The sequence below is a fragment of the Rahnella sp. P4_A8 genome (genome assembly GCF_056402435.1).
On sequence record NZ_JBFUHK010000009.1, the window covers coordinates 1 to 17032 of the forward strand.

At 50.5% G+C, this 17032-nt stretch carries 19 protein-coding genes and 3 tRNA genes; 6 read left to right on the forward strand and 16 right to left on the reverse strand.

Annotation, left to right across the window (positions count from 1 at the left end; genetic code table 11):
* A partial coding sequence (mdoH, locus tag AC1DUO_RS06985; protein WP_477986881.1) for a glucans biosynthesis glucosyltransferase MdoH occupies positions 1-2578 on the reverse strand: 2578 nt, incomplete at its 3' end.
* Positions 2571-4106 carry a glucan biosynthesis protein G gene (locus tag AC1DUO_RS06990; protein ID WP_013576277.1) on the reverse strand — a complete coding sequence of 512 codons (1536 nt, stop codon included), beginning with the start codon at positions 4104-4106 and terminating at the stop codon, positions 2571-2573. The genes AC1DUO_RS06990 and mdoH, both read right to left, overlap by 8 nt.
* Positions 4107-4438: 332 nt before the next feature.
* Between AC1DUO_RS06990 and mdoC the strand changes: the two genes are divergently transcribed.
* Positions 4439-5623, forward strand: coding sequence for a glucans biosynthesis protein MdoC (gene mdoC, locus AC1DUO_RS06995; RefSeq protein WP_013576278.1), 1185 nt, complete (start codon positions 4439-4441; stop codon positions 5621-5623).
* Between the two features lie 83 nt (positions 5624-5706).
* Here the strand turns inward: mdoC and AC1DUO_RS07000 are convergent, their stop codons facing one another.
* Together AC1DUO_RS07000 and AC1DUO_RS07005 are read right to left on the reverse strand one after the other, a co-directional pair.
* Positions 5707-6741: an HlyD family secretion protein gene (locus AC1DUO_RS07000; protein ID WP_037037276.1), complete on the reverse strand. Its 1035-nt coding sequence runs from the start codon at positions 6739-6741 to the stop codon at positions 5707-5709.
* 58 nt (positions 6742-6799) lie between these two features.
* Positions 6800-8401 carry an MFS transporter gene (locus AC1DUO_RS07005; protein ID WP_013576280.1) on the reverse strand — a complete coding sequence of 534 codons (1602 nt, stop codon included), beginning with the start codon at positions 8399-8401 and terminating at the stop codon, positions 6800-6802.
* A gap of 248 nt (positions 8402-8649) precedes the next feature.
* On the opposite strand from AC1DUO_RS07005, the gene AC1DUO_RS07010 reads away from it, so the two are divergent.
* Entirely contained in the window at positions 8650-9444 is a 795-nt protein-coding gene (locus AC1DUO_RS07010) for an IclR family transcriptional regulator (RefSeq protein WP_477986884.1), read from the forward strand.
* A gap of 14 nt (positions 9445-9458) precedes the next feature.
* Complete coding sequence (locus AC1DUO_RS07015) at positions 9459-9905, forward strand: universal stress protein (protein ID WP_013576282.1); 447 nt, start codon at positions 9459-9461, stop codon at positions 9903-9905.
* Positions 9906-9982: 77 nt separating this feature from the next.
* Here AC1DUO_RS07015 and AC1DUO_RS07020 read toward each other — a convergent pair whose 3' ends face one another.
* The 3 genes from AC1DUO_RS07020 to AC1DUO_RS07030 all read right to left on the reverse strand — a co-directional run bounded on the left by AC1DUO_RS07020 (position 9983) and on the right by AC1DUO_RS07030 (position 11389).
* A complete protein-coding gene (locus AC1DUO_RS07020; RefSeq protein ID WP_015690197.1) occupies positions 9983-10267 on the reverse strand; it encodes a hypothetical protein in 285 nt (94 codons plus the stop codon).
* A 375-nt stretch (positions 10268-10642) separates the two neighbouring features.
* Positions 10643-11005, reverse strand: coding sequence for a DUF2502 domain-containing protein (locus tag AC1DUO_RS07025; protein WP_013576284.1), 363 nt, complete (start codon positions 11003-11005; stop codon positions 10643-10645).
* A 252-nt stretch (positions 11006-11257) separates the two neighbouring features.
* Positions 11258-11389 carry a hypothetical protein gene (locus tag AC1DUO_RS07030; RefSeq protein WP_013576285.1) on the reverse strand — a complete coding sequence of 44 codons (132 nt, stop codon included), beginning with the start codon at positions 11387-11389 and terminating at the stop codon, positions 11258-11260.
* 185 nt (positions 11390-11574) lie between these two features.
* Between AC1DUO_RS07030 and AC1DUO_RS07035 the strand changes: the two genes are divergently transcribed.
* On the forward strand, positions 11575-11787 hold the full coding sequence (locus tag AC1DUO_RS07035) for a YccJ family protein (protein WP_013576286.1): 213 nt from the start codon (positions 11575-11577) through the stop codon (positions 11785-11787).
* A 76-nt stretch (positions 11788-11863) separates the two neighbouring features.
* On the opposite strand, the gene AC1DUO_RS07040 is transcribed toward AC1DUO_RS07035, so the two are convergent.
* The 3 genes from AC1DUO_RS07040 to AC1DUO_RS07050 form a co-directional block, all read right to left on the reverse strand.
* Positions 11864-12127, reverse strand: coding sequence for a hypothetical protein (locus AC1DUO_RS07040; RefSeq protein WP_015690199.1), 264 nt, complete (start codon positions 12125-12127; stop codon positions 11864-11866).
* Positions 12128-12175: 48 nt separating this feature from the next.
* Complete coding sequence (locus AC1DUO_RS07045; protein WP_119261819.1) at positions 12176-12451, reverse strand: hypothetical protein; 276 nt, start codon at positions 12449-12451, stop codon at positions 12176-12178.
* Between the two features lie 124 nt (positions 12452-12575).
* Positions 12576-13085, reverse strand: a complete 510-nt coding sequence (locus AC1DUO_RS07050; RefSeq protein ID WP_013576289.1) for a YlaC family protein — start codon at positions 13083-13085, stop codon at positions 12576-12578.
* A 177-nt stretch (positions 13086-13262) separates the two neighbouring features.
* On the opposite strand from AC1DUO_RS07050, the gene AC1DUO_RS07055 reads away from it, so the two are divergent.
* A complete protein-coding gene (locus AC1DUO_RS07055; protein WP_112198567.1) occupies positions 13263-13739 on the forward strand; it encodes a GyrI-like domain-containing protein in 477 nt (158 codons plus the stop codon).
* Between the two features lie 4 nt (positions 13740-13743).
* On the opposite strand, the gene deoR is transcribed toward AC1DUO_RS07055, so the two are convergent.
* Both deoR and AC1DUO_RS07065 read right to left on the reverse strand, forming a co-directional pair.
* Positions 13744-14508: a DNA-binding transcriptional repressor DeoR gene (gene deoR, locus AC1DUO_RS07060; RefSeq protein WP_477986890.1), complete on the reverse strand. Its 765-nt coding sequence runs from the start codon at positions 14506-14508 to the stop codon at positions 13744-13746.
* Between the two features lie 84 nt (positions 14509-14592).
* Positions 14593-15252: a metallophosphoesterase gene (locus tag AC1DUO_RS07065; RefSeq protein ID WP_477986892.1), complete on the reverse strand. Its 660-nt coding sequence runs from the start codon at positions 15250-15252 to the stop codon at positions 14593-14595.
* Between the two features lie 223 nt (positions 15253-15475).
* On the opposite strand from AC1DUO_RS07065, the gene AC1DUO_RS07070 reads away from it, so the two are divergent.
* Positions 15476-15742 (forward strand): hypothetical protein, encoded by a 267-nt coding sequence (locus AC1DUO_RS07070; protein WP_013576293.1) that lies wholly within the window; start codon positions 15476-15478, stop codon positions 15740-15742.
* A gap of 267 nt (positions 15743-16009) precedes the next feature.
* Here the strand turns inward: AC1DUO_RS07070 and AC1DUO_RS07075 are convergent.
* The 4 genes from AC1DUO_RS07075 to pgsA all read right to left on the reverse strand — a co-directional run bounded on the left by AC1DUO_RS07075 (position 16010) and on the right by pgsA (position 17011).
* Positions 16010-16095 (reverse strand) — tRNA-Leu (locus AC1DUO_RS07075).
* A gap of 11 nt (positions 16096-16106) precedes the next feature.
* Positions 16107-16180: transfer RNA gene (locus AC1DUO_RS07080), tRNA-Cys, on the reverse strand.
* Between the two features lie 58 nt (positions 16181-16238).
* A tRNA-Gly gene (locus tag AC1DUO_RS07085) sits at positions 16239-16314 on the reverse strand.
* Between the two features lie 148 nt (positions 16315-16462).
* Positions 16463-17011, reverse strand: a complete 549-nt coding sequence (gene pgsA, locus AC1DUO_RS07090; RefSeq protein WP_477986895.1) for a CDP-diacylglycerol--glycerol-3-phosphate 3-phosphatidyltransferase — start codon at positions 17009-17011, stop codon at positions 16463-16465.
* Between the last annotated feature and the right edge of the window lie 21 nt (positions 17012-17032).

A 17032-nucleotide genomic window follows, 5' to 3' on the forward strand; every position in this document is an offset into this window, starting at 1 on the left:
GGGGTTTAACTTCCAGCGTCTGAGTGACAGGGAATGCCTGCGCATTGCGAGGTAATTGCTGGTAGTAAGCACTCCAGGTCTGCTGATCAGGTTGCGTCCACACCGCAGAGTGTAAACGCGCCATCAGCACCGGATCGCTCAGCAGAATCAGACGATCCGCCTTGCCCAGATCCTTAGGACCGGTTTTCAGCGCATGCTCCAGGTGGGCACRACGGCCGTTTTCTACCGTTTCACGCAACAGGTGACGGGATGTTGCCATCGCCGTTGCCAGTGCGTTGAAGCCCGGATCGAAGACCGCATGCATAAAGCCATTTTGCAGCTTACGCGAACGGTTCAGCGCCAGATATTCCTCGGTAGCCACCAGTTCACGCGGAGGATCATATTCTTCCGGGATCAGGAACAGCTTGGCCTTCTTACTCTTAATCCCCAGCGTTGCACGGCTCGACAGCACAGAGACGATTGGCGACAGGATCAGGGAGAAGACGATTGGCGCAAGCCACCACAGGAAACGCAAGTCCAGCCACGCCATACCGGCAGCCCAGACCGCACCCAGCAACAACTGAGAACCATGGCGTTTAAAGGCTTCGCCCCACGGAGTATCGTCGTCATCACGCTGCGGTGAGTTCCAGACCACTTCCCAACCCAGGAACGCGCTGACCACGAAGACGGTGTGGAACAACATACGTACCGGCGCCAGTAATACTGAGAACAGCATTTCGAGGAACATGGAAATCAGCAGTCGGAATGCACCACCAAACTGTTTCGCCCCCTTCGCCCAAATCAGCACGATACTCAGCAGTTTTGGCAGGAACAGCAACACCATGGTGGTCGAGAACAAGGCTATCGCCAGTTCAGGACGCCACTGCGGCCACACAGGGAACAGCTGACGGGGTTGCAGGAAATACTGCGGTTCCATCAGCGTGTGCACGACCTGCAATGCGGTAGACAAAGCCAGGAACGTAAACCATAACGGCGCGGACAGATAAGACATCACGCCGGTCAGGAACACCGCACGGTGAACCGGATGCATCCCTTTCACCAGAAACAGGCGGAAGTTCATCAGGTTACCGTGGCACCAGCGACGGTCGCGTTTCAGCTCGTCGAGCAGGTTCGGTGGCAACTCTTCATAACTGCCCGGCAGATCATAAGCAATCCACACGCCCCAGCCCGCACGACGCATCAATGCCGCTTCCACAAAGTCATGAGACATAATGGAACCGGCGAAGGAGCCTTCACCGGGCAATGGTGCAAGCGCACAATGCTCAATGAACGGTTTCACACGGATAATGGCGTTATGGCCCCAGTAGTGGGATTCGCCCAACTGCCAGAAATGGAGACCGGCGGTAAACAACGGACCGTAAACACGGGTCGCAAACTGCTGGCAACGTGCATACAGCGTATCCATGCCTGACGCTTTTGGCGCAGACTGGATAATACCGGCGTTCGGGTTGGCATCCATCAGACGGGCCAGGCCGGTCAGACATTCGCCACTCATGACGCTGTCAGCATCGAGAATAACCATATAGGCATATTCCCCGCCCCAGCGACGGCACCAGTCATCAATGTTACCGCTTTTACGTTTCACACGACGACGACGACGGCGATAGAAAATACGTCCGTGACCTTCAACGTCGCGGCACACTTCCATCCAGGCTTTTTGTTCCGCTACGCAGATATCCGGATCGTAACTGTCGCTCAGCACGTAGATATCAAACTGATCCAAATCACCTGTCGCTTTAACAGATTCATACGTTGCACGCAGACCCGCGAAAACGCGCTCCACGTCTTCGTTACAAATCGGCATGATCAACGCGGTACGGTTGTTCGGATTCAGCGGCTCATTACCTTTCGTCGAGGCGGTAATGCTGTATTTGTCCCGACCGATGAGCAATTGTAAAAAGCCCATCAATGCCGTCCAGAAACCGGCCGACACCCAACAGAACAGAATGGCGAACAGCACCAGGATCCCGGTCTGTAAGACGTAAGGCAGCAGTTGCAGAACCGACTGTTGCCAGTCCTGATTGAGCATATCGCTTGGGTCGATGAGCGCCCAGCCCTGATACGGCAGAATGGTTTTCATGTACCAGGTCGCGATCGCCGTCTGCACCAGCATCAGAACCAGCAGGATATAGCGACGCACGGAACCGGCGTGACGCCAGCGCTTTTCTGACTCGGGCATATCTGATGTGGTGTGACGCGAAACCGCGCTGCGCCCCATCATATTGTCCCAGAAACGCCCGACCGGGTTGGTGCGCCAGACATCAGGGAACATGCTGGAACGTTTAACCGGTGGCATGGCGCTGGCAATCGTACGCCCTTCGTTATCGACTTCGTCTAACGAGCCCTTTTCAAGGGCATCAGGCCAGCTTGCGCCGACGCGGGCTTTCACTGACACCAATGGCGCATCAGGATCGGCCGCATCAGCTGTGGTCGAGGCATCACCGCCTAAACGGTGATGTACGGTAGCAAAAGCCTGCCCCGGCTCAGCGGGAAGCTGCTGAGAGAGCGCCGCTTTCTGTTCATCAGTAAGCGGCAAAGCTTCTACATAATCTTGAGTAGAGTGCATTGACTTATTCATTTGCAGGCAGCTGATAGCTCCAGGTTTCACTCAGAGTTTTGTCGCCATTGGCCAGAGAAGCGCGCATTTCGATCGCCTTCTTAGGATCCTTCACTTTCAGGCGCAGCGTCAGACGCCAGCCCTTCGTTACAGGATTATAGCGTACGGAGTTTTCAACCAGATCACCGTTGTCGCCCACGCTGACCTGAGACACGACTGGCGTGTCGCTCTTCAGCGCTTTCAGGTTTGGACCGACGAAGTCGACGAGGAAAGCAACGCTGCCATCTGGCTCACGGATCAGATTCGACTGTTTCACATCTCCGGTAGAGCGCATGGTGCGTTCAACCCACGCCAGATCAGGAGAATGCAATTTCTCTTCTTCACGGGTGAAATGTAAACGATAGTTCAGGCTGAGCGGTTTGCCTGCATCGGGTAACTGATCAGGGGTCCAGAAGGCGACGATATTATCGTTGGTTTCATCCGCCGTCGGGATTTCCACCAGTTCAACTTTCCCTTTACCCCAGTCACCTTTGGTCTCAACCCAACCGCTTGGACGCAGGTCATAACGATCGTCCAGGTCTTCGAAGTTAGAGAAACTGCGACCACGTTGCAGCAGCCCGAAGCCTTTCGGGTTCTCCATCGAGAACTGGCTGACGGCAAGGTGTTTCGGATTGTTCAGCGGACGCCAGATCCATTCACCGTTACCGGCGTGAATAGACAGTCCGTTGGAATCATGCAGCGCCGGACGGTAGTTCAGCACCGGCGAAGGCTGGTTTGCGCCAAACAGGAACATGCTGGTTAACGGAGCCACACCCAGTTTGCCGACTTTATCGCGCAGATAAACCTGAGACTGCACATCGACAGTGGCTTCTTTACCCGGATAAACGTCCAGACGATAAGCACCGGTCGCACGCGGGGAATCCAGCAAGGCGTAAATGACTAAATGCTTTTCATCCGGGTTAGGACGTTCGATCCAGAACTCACGAAAACGTGGGAACTCTTCGCCGGAAGCCAGCGCGGTGTCGATCGCCAGACCACGGGCAGACAAGCCATAAACCTGGCCTTTACCGATGACACGGAAGTAGCTGGCACCCAGCACACTCATAATCTCATCATCTTTGTCGGCTTTATTGATGGGATAAAGCACTTTGAAGCCGGCAAAACCGAGGTTTTTCACTGAGTCAGCGTCATGCTTGACGTTGCCAAAGTTGAAGTAGTCCGGGCTGTATTTGATTTCTTTGACTGAATCAGCCGTTACTTCGTTGATTTTCACCGGAGTGTCGAAGTACATACCCTGATGGTAAAACTCAAGCTTGAAAGGCGTATTCAGGTTTTTCCAGTACGCTTTGTCATGATTGAATTGAATTTGTTGGTAGTCTGCGAATTTGAGATCGCGGAACTGAGACGGAAGATTGCTTTTCGGCGCTTCGTAACCTTTATCGGCTAACGCCTTCGCTTGTTTGGCAACATCATCTATAGAAAAAGCCCAGGCAGATGAGGTGAACATGGTCATCAACACTGCGGCACTTAGCAAACGGACTTTGATCATACGTGACCCTATGGAAAAATTTTTATCCGACACCTTGTCTCCTTTACGCGCGCTTCATTCATTTACTGTAACTATTTTAAGGGAAGTGTCAGGTTTCCGACAACTTGAGCAGTCGATGGTTCATCCATTGATGAACCGTTTAAGCGCAACAGGGTACAAGGATATCAATTCGATGAAACTCCGGCTATGGAAACTTGTCCTATAACAAAGCATGTTTTAAGGTTAGAAACTAAACTAATGTCAACGATGGTCATTTTTGCTTACGTGCAAAATTAGCCTTAAAGACAAATTACGCTCTAAAATTAGGATGAGCTACTTACAACGGATACGTAATGACACAGCCAAAACCACAACGTGAGTTTTTCTTAGACTCCATCCGCGCATATTTGATGCTGCTGGGTATTCCTTTCCATATATCATTGATTTACTCCAGTCATATCTGGGCGGTAAACAGTGCAATACCCTCTGACGGCCTGACAATATTTAATGATGTTATTCACGCCTTCCGTATGCAGGTGTTCTTTGTTATCTCGGGCTATTTTTCTTATATGCTGTATGAGCGCTATGACCCGCAGCAGTGGCTGAAGGTGCGTCTGGAGCGGGTTGCCATCCCGCTGGCGGCGGCCTTCCCGCTGATCACGATTCCGCAGCTCTATTTCCTGATGAAATTCACCAGCAAGTTTTCTGACTGGAATAATATGGATTTTTATCAGAGAATTAATGTGACTGTATGGGAACTGGTCTCGCATTTATGGTTCCTGTTAACCCTGGTTATTCTCACCAGCATTTGCTTTTACCTCTTCAAATTTATTAAAGAAATTAAGAATAGTCGTATTCAAATAATAAAAAGCCGTACAAATAGCTTAGGAAAAATCTCAATTATATTTCTTTTTATCGGTTTAATTTACGCGGCATTTAACAGAAGCCTGTATCTTTTTGCACCAAATTTACTTTCCAACGGCGCGTTTAATTTCATCGTCATGCAAACGTTGTTTTATCTGCCGTTTTTCATCCTGGGTGCACTTGCTTATAAATTCTCCTGGCTGAAAGAACTGTTTCTGAAACCGTCCGCGACTGCCGGGGTAGTCAGCATTTTCCTGTTCGCCGCTTACATGTTCAATCAACATGTCAATACGCCACAGCTGTACTCAATGGAAATCGATGCCATCATCACTACCCTGCTCGGGTTCCTGATGGTCAATGTGGTGTTTTCATTCAGCCATTATTTACTGAATTTTCAGGCGCCATGGATCACCTATCTGGTGAACTCATCCTTGTTTATCTATCTGATCCACCATCCTTTAACGCTGATTTACGGTGCGTTCATTACACCGAAAATTCACAGCGACTGGCTGGGATTCTGGCTGGGGCTGGTGTTTGTATTCGGTATCGCCTTTTTGCTGTATGAAGTGCATAAGCGCATCCCGATCCTGCGGTTCCTGTTCTCTGGCAAACCACAGCATCCGGCTAAAAAGAATTCAACCGACGCGAATCCGCCGCAAAATCAGGCTTCCTGATACGCGAACATTGACCCCATACAAAGTCAGCGACATGAAAAAGGCGATCTCCGGAGTCGCCTTTTTGTTTCAAAATTTGTTATTCAGCGCGATGTGATATCAATTGTCGGGATCACAGACATCCCGACTTTCAGACGCTTCGCATCGGGCTGATTACTGTCGAGCACAATTTTAACCGCCAGACGCTGTACAACTTTAGTGTAATTGCCGGTCGCATTGTCCGGCGAAATAGGCGAAAACGTCACGCCGGTGGCAGGCGAAATGCTGTCCACCTTCCCTTTCAGGGTCACACCCGGCAACGCATCCACCTTAATCTCAACCGGCTGATGCGGCTGCACATCACCCAGTTGCGTCTCAAGGTAGTTCGCCACAATGTAAGCATTTTTCAGCGGCACCACGGCCAGAACGCGTGCTCCTGCAGCCACATATCCGCCGATACGCAACGAGCGCTGCCCGACCACGCCATCCACCGGCGCCGTAATTTCGGTATAAGAAAGATTCAGCTTCGCCTGTGCCAGCGCCGTTGCGGCTGAATCGATTGCAGCTTTCGCTTCTGCCTGTTCCGCTTTCAGTACATCAACCTGCTTTTCAGCGCCCAGAGCTGCGGCCATATCACTCTGCTGCGCAGCCAGTTTTGAACGTAAATTGGCATCAGACTCATCACGTGCATCGGCCGTGCCGGAGCCATTTTGCAGCAGGCGTTTATAACGGTCAGCACTCTGACGCGCATAAGCAATACTGGCCGCATCAGCATTAACCAGTGCCCGGGCCTGCAAGATAGTCTGTTGTTGTTTCGCCAGTTGCGCGGTCAGGCTGAGCATCTGCGCATTAGCGGTTTCCAGATTTGCTTCTGCCGTCAGTACCGCATTGCGGTAATCACGATCGTCGATTCGGGCAAGTACATCACCGGCTTTCACCATCTGGTTATCCTGCACGTAAACATCCGCAATCGTGCCGGAAATCCGCGGCGCGACCAGCGTGGAATCTGCAGAAACAAAGGCATCGTCAGTAACGGGTAGAGTGCTCTTGCCGAGTATCCACAAGGCGATGACAACCAGAAATATCACTACCACAGCGGCACACAGCCAGCTCAGGCGGACAGGTGAGGTTTTTATCATGATGTTGTTCTCTCGTACTTTTCAGAGTGGAATACCACGGTTAATAGTGATGCGATACTCAGGGACGTTTAACCAGAGACTGAGGCGGATATGTGCGTTTAGGCAAAATGGCGACCAGCAATATCAGGGAGAGTGCCAGCCCGATGATCACCATGTAAGCGTCCGATATTCCCAGCACCAGCGCCTGCTGTCTCACCCCTTGAGAAAACCGGGTGAGTATTTCTGTCGAAATCGCTGCGCCGCCGCTGTTCAGCGGGGCCAGAAAGCTGCTGTCGCCACCATATGGCTGGGAGAGCAGATAGCTCACGCTACCGGCGTGATTGAGCAAAACATTGGAATGGAATTGCTCGCGGTGGCTGACAAAGACAGCCAGCAAAGAACCGCCCATCACGCTGCCCAAACCGCGGGTGGTGTTAAACATCGCGGAGGCAAAAGGCCCTTCCAGTGGCTGTACAACACTGGTTGCACTCATCAGGATCGGCAGGACCGCCATCGGTTGTCCGAAAGCCTGCATAATCTGGATCAGATAGAAATTATCGCGCGCCCAGGCACCGGTAAGATGTGTTCCCCAGTAACAGGAAAAGCCCACCAACCCTAATCCGCAGACAAGCACCCAGCGGCTGTCTATCCAGCGCATGGTCAGCACAAAAGCGATCAACGGGGCGAGTAATAGCTGCGGTAAACCGATAGTCAGCGCCAGCGGTCCGACCTGTATGGCACGAAATCCGCCAACCTGCTCCATATAACTGGCGGGTAACGCGGAGCCCGATAAGAAGAGAAACATCAGAGCGAACAACGTGATTAAGCCGTGCGTCAGATTATGTCTTCTCAGCATTTGTAATTTGAACAATGGCAACGGGTGATACCATTCGTTGACCAGGAAAACCGTCAGCAAGCCAAGCGCCGTGAAAAACATCAGCGTAATCAGCGGCGAACTGAACCAGTCGAGGCGTTCTCCCTGCTGCAAGGCCAGCACCAGCAGCGTTACTCCGCCCGTGCCAGTCAGCATGCCGACGACATCCATTTGCCGGAAACGCTCAAAACGCGGCGGATCCTGCGGCAGCCCGTGGGCAATCATCGCTACCGCCAGCAGACACGGTGGGATCACCTGCCAGAACACCCACTCCCAGCCGACATAATCGGTCCAGATGGCCGCCAGTGAAGTCGCCATATTGGGCCCGAAAGTCGCCGTCAGCGCATAAGCACTCAGCCCGTATAACTTGTATTGCGGCGGCATAAAACGCAGGGCGGACGTCATCAGTAACGGCGGCAAAGCACCACCGAACACGCCCTGAACTGCGCGCAGTGCAATGAATACCGGCAGATTTGGGGTGTACGGCAAAACAGCGGCAATAAGAACAAAACCCAGCGTGACGAACACGGTGAAACGACGCAGTGAAAAGGTCATGGCAAACCACGGTGCCAGCATCATTGCGGAGACTTCCGCCGCCTGATAGGCACCAATCAGCCATGAGCCCTCATCTGTGCTGATGCTGAGTGCGCCACGAACATCGGCAAGCGCAATGTCAGTAACACGGTCGTTAAGGCCAGAACACAATGAGGCGATTAAAACCCCCAGTAACCCGATAACCAGCCTTAACGTAAAAGGGGGCGGCACGGGCAGTGCAGCAACAGGCGCCATTGTGATTGTCTGATTCATCGTTAACTCCACCGCTTTATCATGGCGGCGATAGGAAGAAGGCAGGTTTTGTGTCGCAGAAGTGCAAAATAAGCGACCTGCATCACAAATATTTCGATGCATTGCACCACATTGTGATACACACAGAAATACTATAATACGGTGCACTGTATTGCAATGTGATTAAAAATTGTTTTTCACCCGTTGAGCCATTACATTGACCACTCAGGTTTATGGACAGGATCACGCACGGAGATAAAGGAGAAATCATGGCTCAGGACAATCCGGCAGACGAAGAACGCAGCGGTGGGATTCAGGTGATCTCGCGGGCGGCCACCATACTCAATTCGCTGGGAAAACATCCGCAGGGAATGAGTCTCGGTGCCATTGCCAATGAAGTGGATTTACCACGTTCGACTGTGCAGCGCATCGTCGCCGCACTGGCCGAAGAAGGGCTGGTTCGCTCAGAAGGTAGCGGAGGCGTACGGCTTGGCCCGACGCTTCTGAAACTCGTTTCAACGGTCCATACCGATGTCATCGCCATCGCCTCCCCATTTCTGCGTCAGCTTTGCGACAACACACAGGAAACGGTGTCGCTCGGGCGGGCAAGTGGTCGGCAGATCGCCAATATTCACAGCATTGTGGCCGAACGGGAACTGCGCGTGGTGCCGCGCGTCGGCCTGAATCTGCCCATTTACAGCACATCGAGCGGCCGTGCCCTGGTGTCGCTAAAAACCGATGAAGAGATCCGCATTATTGTCGGGGATGTGCTGGAGCCCGCCACGGAAAATACCGTGCGTACCCTTGACTCACTGCTGGAAAAAATCGCCAGTGTGCGGGAAAGCGGAATTGCGATGGAAGAGGGAGAAACGGTAAACGGCGTTACCACGCTGGCTATCGCAATAGATACAATTTTAGGCCGTTACTCGGTATCGGTACTTTTCCCTACCGCCCGGCGGGCAGCCAAAGAGTCGCAAATCCGTGAAGCGTTGCTGGAATGCAAACATGCCCTGATTGGCGAAATTGGTAAATTGGATGAAACCCAGGTATCCGGTGGAAAATAAAGAAAGGAATTGCCGTGTTTGATGTCATTTTGTTAGCCGTAGACGGCTCAAAGCAATCCCTTCTCGTGATTGATCTCGCCCGCCAGCTGGCAAAGGGAAGAGCTTCAACGGTTTTCGTCACCTGCTGCATTGACGAGTCTTACGCACTGGAAAATAACGGCGACGTTCCCGGTGAAATTGTCAGCTACCCGCCGGCAGAAGAAGAGCAAAACACCGCACGCGCCGTGGTCGGGCATGCGCTGGAAATTTTGTCGCAAGCAGGGATCAATGCGAAAGGCAATCTGATCGTCGGTCCGGCCGGAGAAGCGCTGGTGGCTGAAGCTGAAAGAATCAATGCCTCGGTGATTGTCATCGGCCACCGTCAGCTTTCAGCGTTTGGACGGATGATGAAAGGCTCAGTCAGTGCGGAAGTGATCGCGGCCGCCCCCTGCCCGGTTATGGTTGAAGTTCGCGGTAATTAATATTTCTGATGCCAGACGACAAAAAGCGCCCTCAGGCGCTTTTTCAGACGGATAAAGAACAGCAATAACGAAGCGGATTATTTAATGTTTATCAGTCCCATGGATTTTGCCCAATCTGAGATGTGATCCCGATAAAAGAAAGTGATGTCCAGTTCCAGTGAACATTCCTTTGATGGCGTCACACTGCCTAAACACGGATATTCCAGCGGACGATATTCAAAAAGGAAATCATCCATTTCCTCATCAGTCATCAACTTATCGCCTTCTATTTTATCCTGATAGAAATAGGCATCCAGCATCCAGGCGCGGTATTCAAAATCATTTTTAATCAATTGCATAGGAATAATCTCGCTAAATGACATGTTACATATCTGACAGGGCTTTCCCCTGTATGACGGCCTGTTTCATCAGATATGTGTCGTATTCGAGCCATCCATTGCCGATTTCATAACAAGAAATTAACATATTAATGACCGTTAGCAAGCTGCAATTACTCTTAAAAAAGTTTTTTCCAAACTCACCTGCGCTCAATAGAATGAAAAAACATCTTTATATAATTCAAATAAATGAATCACATTATTTGCATTCATAAAGTAATTAATTAGGAGAGAATTATTAATAGCGGGGGGAGAGAATGTGGAAGGAACAGAACTGACATTGGGGATGCTTTTGCATCGCCACTGCCAACCCTGTTCCCAAAATCTTTAACGTCTGCCCTTCAACTCATCAAACTTTCGTTACCAGCGGCCCGGAGGCGGACCTTCGCGCCAGTGTCCCGGAGGGCCATCACGCCAGTGCCCAGGAGGGCCATCGCGCCAGTAGCCGGGTGGCGGGCCTTCATGCCAGTGCTCATGATGCCAGTAGCGTGGCGGCGGCGGGGCCGGTTCGTAATAAACCCAGTGCCCGCGGCCTTCATCACGATAATGCTGGTCCCACCAACCCGGTGGACGCCAGTCACCACCATCCCAATAGTATCCGCGGTCGTCACGGTCTCCGATATGCAGTGACAACCCTGGCATATTAACGCCAAGCTCGACGTTCGCCTGTGCGACAGCTGGCAAAGTTAGCAAAACGGCGAGAACTAAAATTAGTTTTTTCATTGTGAACCTCACGACCTGCTTATCAGGTGGTGTCAAAGTACCCCCAGCTATCTTCCTGTTCTATAGGAATTTATCCCAAAAAAAAAACCCTTAACGTAACCCTTACATTTGCGTCAATCCACCACCTCGTCCAACCAGGCGCAACGCTATGGCTGCAAAGGAAATTCAGTTCAACATTGCAAAGCCGTTATAAATGACAGATACAAAAAAACCGCCGAAGCGGTTTTCTTTTTGCTGCTTTGTTGTGCAAAATCAGATTTTGCAGCCTTCGCAGTCACTTTCGTCCTGAACGGCTTCAGGCACTTCTGCTGCTTTTTCAGCTGCTTTCACTTCGGCAGTTTCCAGTGCAGCATCAATGTCAAAATCAAAAATATCGTCGCTCATTATCATCACCTTAAATGTTCAAAATCGCGTTCAGTATAAACGACAGCCCCTGCCAGGCGCCGGTTTTTTTGTGCCCTGCTGCCGCCGCATTTGCATAAAGTGCATCGGGAAACCATAGTTATGGTGAATGCAACGGTGTAACAGAGACACCTTTATGAATATGAAATAAACACGAGGAGAACCGGATGACGACGTCAAACATCAAAGCGTGGGCAAATACCCGTGAAACCTCTCACGAAATCGCCGAGGCCATTTTCGAACTGGCGAATAACGACGAGACGCTGGCACAGAAAATCTGGGAAGAAGGTAACGACGAAGTATTGCCTATCGCGTTCGCCAAGACCAAAGAAGACCATTTGTTCTGGGGCGAAGAGAAAATTGATCGGCAAAATGTCTGATAGCCACAGCGTGAACGGCTGACGCTCAGCCCTGAGTCAGACTTAGGGCTGAATCTGCATTAAACCGGCCTGGCAGTTAGCTGTCGAAGCCAAATCCCATTTTATGCGCCCACTCAAAGATTTGCTCTTTGTAGAAAAAACGCGGCTCACACACCCCCGGTTCGCCTGGTGTCTGGATCATCACAGCCACGCACGGATAAGCCACCGGACGGGCGTCAAAGATAAAGTCATCCACTTCCTGATCGGCAAACTCAGAGGTTTCGCCTACCGCACTCGCCTGGAATATTTCATCCATTATCCACTGACGGTATTCAAATTCGTTGCTGATAAATTTCATCATTTACCTCTGCCTGGCTTTTACTCTGCTTGCGGTCATTGCCGGGTTAAATCAATGGTGTAAGGCGTCGCCGCCACAGCAAGGGCACACTTCGGCGCGCGTTACCGACATTTGCGCACTGCCGTCGGAGTCCCATTCTACTCTCAACGGTTTGCCGTTATCGTGTACGACTTTGATGAAACGATCAAAATGTGCAGCCTGCCCGGTCATCGTTTCGGTGACTAACAGTTCATCGCCAGCATAAATACGTGCAGTAGCTTGCGTGTCCTGCTTTTCGCCCGAAATGATTTTGTGCAGATGGTGAATGGTAAGTTTGATTCGTTCCACTATAGCTCCTGTCACGGCTCAACATCATTTTCTCGTTTAAACACATTCACGAAAATGATGCCCAGCCGCTATTTTATCAGAGCATGCAGGGTAACGTCATGGCCTGATGCCATGTTTAGAGGGGTTAAGAGTGAGCTAACTGTGCTGTTCCGGTGCTATCTGGCAAATGGCGTTCCAGCCGGGCCAGATCGTAAACATCATAGAAATCCACAAAACCTTTATGTCGGACAATGGATTCAATGCGGTTTTTGATGTGCTCGCTGACATCAGGGGCGCTGAGTATTTGCTTCACGGCATCAGCAGAAAGCTCGCGGCTGAAATACCATTCGCCGTTATAACAAACGCGTAAATCAAGCACCCCGATATCTTCGTAGCGATAAACTGGCTTAATTTCCAGCAACAGCATCGCGGACATAAAGATCAGGAAAGCCGTAAATCCGATAAACCAGCCGAGCCCCATATAAGGTGAAACGTACATGACGATGCCCACGGCGATATACCCGACCAGCATAGCCAGACATAACCAGGGATGGTTTATAAAGAACTCAGCATTGATCCGCGCTTTACCATCGCGCCCTTCCTGACGATTGATGCGATCAATTTCACTGTTTAATACGTTTTTGATTACGTCCATCTCATACCTCATTGCGTCACGACTATAATGCAATCTGATTACATAATTTTATCACGACAACTGTTATAGCGCGTAGAGCAGTTCACCGCCGTTAATCGGTAAACTGTTATAGTTTGGTATTTGCACCTTACTCAACATGGAACCCGTTCAATGCATGTCAGATAAAAGGAGATCATCGTGGCATTATTAATTGTAGAGAGACCGGCCAAAAAGCTGGTGAGCTACCGGGTGGTTGGCCCCTATCAGGAGTCAATCCACAGTGGTTTTCAGCAACTGATGAAATGGGCTGTACGGCATCATCAGCCGCAAAACGAATGGCTGACGTGGTTTCATGATAATCCTGACACCACACCGGCAGAAGCTTTACGTGCTGATCCGTCGGTGTGTGTAGCCGATAATTTTATTCTCGATGATGCAGAAGGACTGGCGTTGCAAACGCTGCCGGGAGGCACGTATGCGGCGTATCACACCACGATCACAGACGGCAATTTTGAAAAGGCCTGGCGGGAATTCTACAGCCAGCTGCTGGCCAGTACGAGCTATCGCCCGGACGGAAAAGCGTGCTTTGAGCACTATCTCAGCGACGGCTCCAAAAATGGCATCTGGGAAGTGGTTTTTTATCAGTCGGTCGAAAAAATCCCGGCAATCCGCTGAAGTGTTAAACCAGCAGCGAAATGTCGGAGAGCTCGCAGAAATCGACATAAGCCTGTGGTGGTTCAGCGTCGCTGACCACCACATTAAAACGCGCAAGCGGCGCGATGGCTGCGGGCCTGACCTGATCAAATTTGCTGCTGTCAGCGACGAGAATGCTCTGCGCTGAGCGTTCTATGGCCTGATGTTTCATCAGTAATTCATCAAAATTAAAGCAGGTCACACCGTGTTCAATACTGACGCCCGCAGCGGAAATAAAGGCTTTCGCCGGGCGGATAAAGTCGAGTTCACTGCTGCGCCCGATAGGCGTAAAAATACTGTTACTGGATTTAAACGCACCGCCGCACAAGATGACTTCACAGTGAGGTTTATCCTGCAGCGCCAGAAACGTATTGAGCGAGTAACAAATGGCCGTAAATACCCGGTTATCGGCAATGCTTTCAATCACATAAGGCATTGTCGTGCCACAGTCAAAAAATACCGTATCGTTATCCTGAATAAGACTGGCTGCGCGGGCAGCGAGACGTTGTTTCTCTGCAACATGGCGGGTTTTCTGTTCACTGATAAAGTAGTGCGTCGCCGGATTATTCTTCGGATCAATCACAATATAACCGCCGAGTAAAATTACCGGTGCGGGTGCTGCGCTGAGATCACGGCGGACAGTCATTTCCGAAACATTGAGCAGTAAAGACGCTTCTTTAAGGTGAATTTTGTCGGTCTTTTTTAATGCCAGCAACAGACGCTGAATCCTGTCTTCACGCTTATTTTCCATGATGTTATCCCGTGCCTTCCCGGTTCGCAGCCGCTCACTATACCGTTGCCCGTCAGTCACCGCAAACCCCGGTAACGCCTGACATTACTGCAGCTGAATAAGCGTCAGATAACCGCCAAATACAGCGCCCGTATCAATATAAAACTGATTGGCAAACTGCATTGCATGTTCAACCGGCGTGTGACCGAAATAAAATTCATCAGCGCCAGCTATCGGTTGAAAGCGACCCGCCAGCGCAGAATTCACACGTTCACGATCCCAGATAACCTCATCACCATCCATTAGCTTATCGAACACATATTCATTGGAAAGGTAATCAGCATGGGCCACCACGATACGCCTGCCCTCACGGTTCGTCAGTTCGAGAATATGTGGCAGCGTGTCAGCCTGTAAAATCAGCGCTTTCGCCTCTTCTTGTTTGTCGTGTTCAAGAGCATAAAACCAGTCGCCGCCATTACGTAACCAGCGCGGGRTATTCTCTTCGTTTATGGCATCAATCGCCATCTGCTCGTGATTTCCGCGTACACAAGCAAACCAGGATTCATTGAGCAGTTGCAAACAACCGACACTGTTAGGCCCGCGATCGGCAAGATCCCCCACAGATAACAGCAGATCGCGGTGGGGATCGAAAGACACTTTCGCCAGCTTTTCCCCAAGCAAACTCAGGCAACCATGCAAATCGCCAACAATATAAATGTGTCTGTATATTGAACAATCAATACGCTGGTACAGAGCAGGAGTCATACTTCGCCAAAATCCATAATCAGGATGAATACCTTAAGTGTAATGCAAGATGATAATGAGGAAAGCGGAGAAAATCGGGAGAAGACTTTACTCTCTCATCAGCGGCTTATGCGCTCTCTACACTGAGTTGACGCTGAAATCCACTGATAATTAAATTATCGTTAAGTAACTGACGCCTTTTTGTGCTAGACTACTGCCCGCTCTAAGTAAAACCGGAGGTTTTATGAGTTCCACAGTTTTAAGCGCTCAAGACGAGTGTCCGTTATGTCAAAGCAGGAATAAGACGTCGGTTAATATGTCGGCGAAAATTGTTACTGTGACCTGCACTTCGTGTGGCCGCTACAGTATCTTCCGCAAAACCATGGAAGAGATTTCAATCGACAGGAAGAAACGCGTTGCCCTGCAGGCGTTTTTCACCAGCCAGCCTAACTACCATTTGCCGCTATCAATCAGGGCATTGAGCAACACTGATTCATCGGGTGAATTCTGACCCTAAAAACGCCCCTCGGGGCTGTTTTAATTCCTGATTTTCTTCATCCCTTTTACTCAACAACCGACATTGTGTTCAGAGCACCTCATTCTGGCTGAGGTCGCGTGCGCGAAGGATGTTATTGAAGAAACACTTAAGGCCCCTGTTGCAGGTGGCCTTTTTTATTGCATCTGGATTACGCGAATTTCAGGCATAAAAAAACCACCCGAAGGTGGCTATAACGACATTACTACTTTATTGCTTTTGATTATTCAGCTAATTTTCCCATGGTACCCGGGACGAGACTTGAACTCGTACAGCCATAAGCCGAGGGATTTTAAATCCCTTGTGTCTACCGATTCCACCACCCGGGCTCCGGGAAAATTGGAGGCGCGTTCCGGAGTCGAACCGGACTAGGCGGATTTGCAATCCGCTACATAACCGCTTTGTTAACGCGCCTTAAATCTTACTACTTGTCTTGCACTTAAACCAATTCACGAACCAGTTTAAGAAAATTTGGAGCGGGAAACGAGACTCGAACTCGCGACCCCGACCTTGGCAAGGTCGTGCTCTACCAACTGAGCTATTCCCGCTTTAATCAGAACGTACTGATTTTTTTAACTAATCTTCTGGCACAAGACTGGCTGCCTTCCGATGCGTTGCATTCTACTGACCTGACGGATTGAGTCAATAAAATTATCTGCTTCATGCGTTCGTTTGACGTTTTTTACGGCAGTTTGATCAGGGTTCCAGCAAATCATGGCGCGCAGCGTTGAGATATTGGAACATTGACCAGAAAGTCAGCACTGCAGCAATATAAAGTGCAACCACGCCAACCCAGACCACAATAGCATCAGGACGCCACAACAGCGCGACCAGCGACAGCATCTGCGCCGTGGTTTTCACTTTCCCGATCCATGAAACCGCCACACTGCTGCGTTTTCCAATCTCAGCCATCCACTCACGTAGCGCGGAAATAATGATCTCGCGGGCAATCATGGTCGCAGCCGGTAACGTAATCCACCAGGAGTGAAAATATTCAGCCACCAGCACCAGCGCGATCGCCACCATCACTTTATCGGCTACCGGATCAAGGAATGCACCGAAACGCGTCGTTTGCTTCCAGCGGCGTGCCAGATAGCCATCAAACCAGTCGGTCACGGCAGCAAAAACGAAAATCAACGCACAGACCATTGATGCCCATGGAAAAGGCAGATAAAAGGCCAGCACGAAGAACGGTATCAGTACAACGCGGAACAGGGTGAGGCACGTAGGTATATTAAATTGCATAGCGAAGGTAACTGTTTGTCC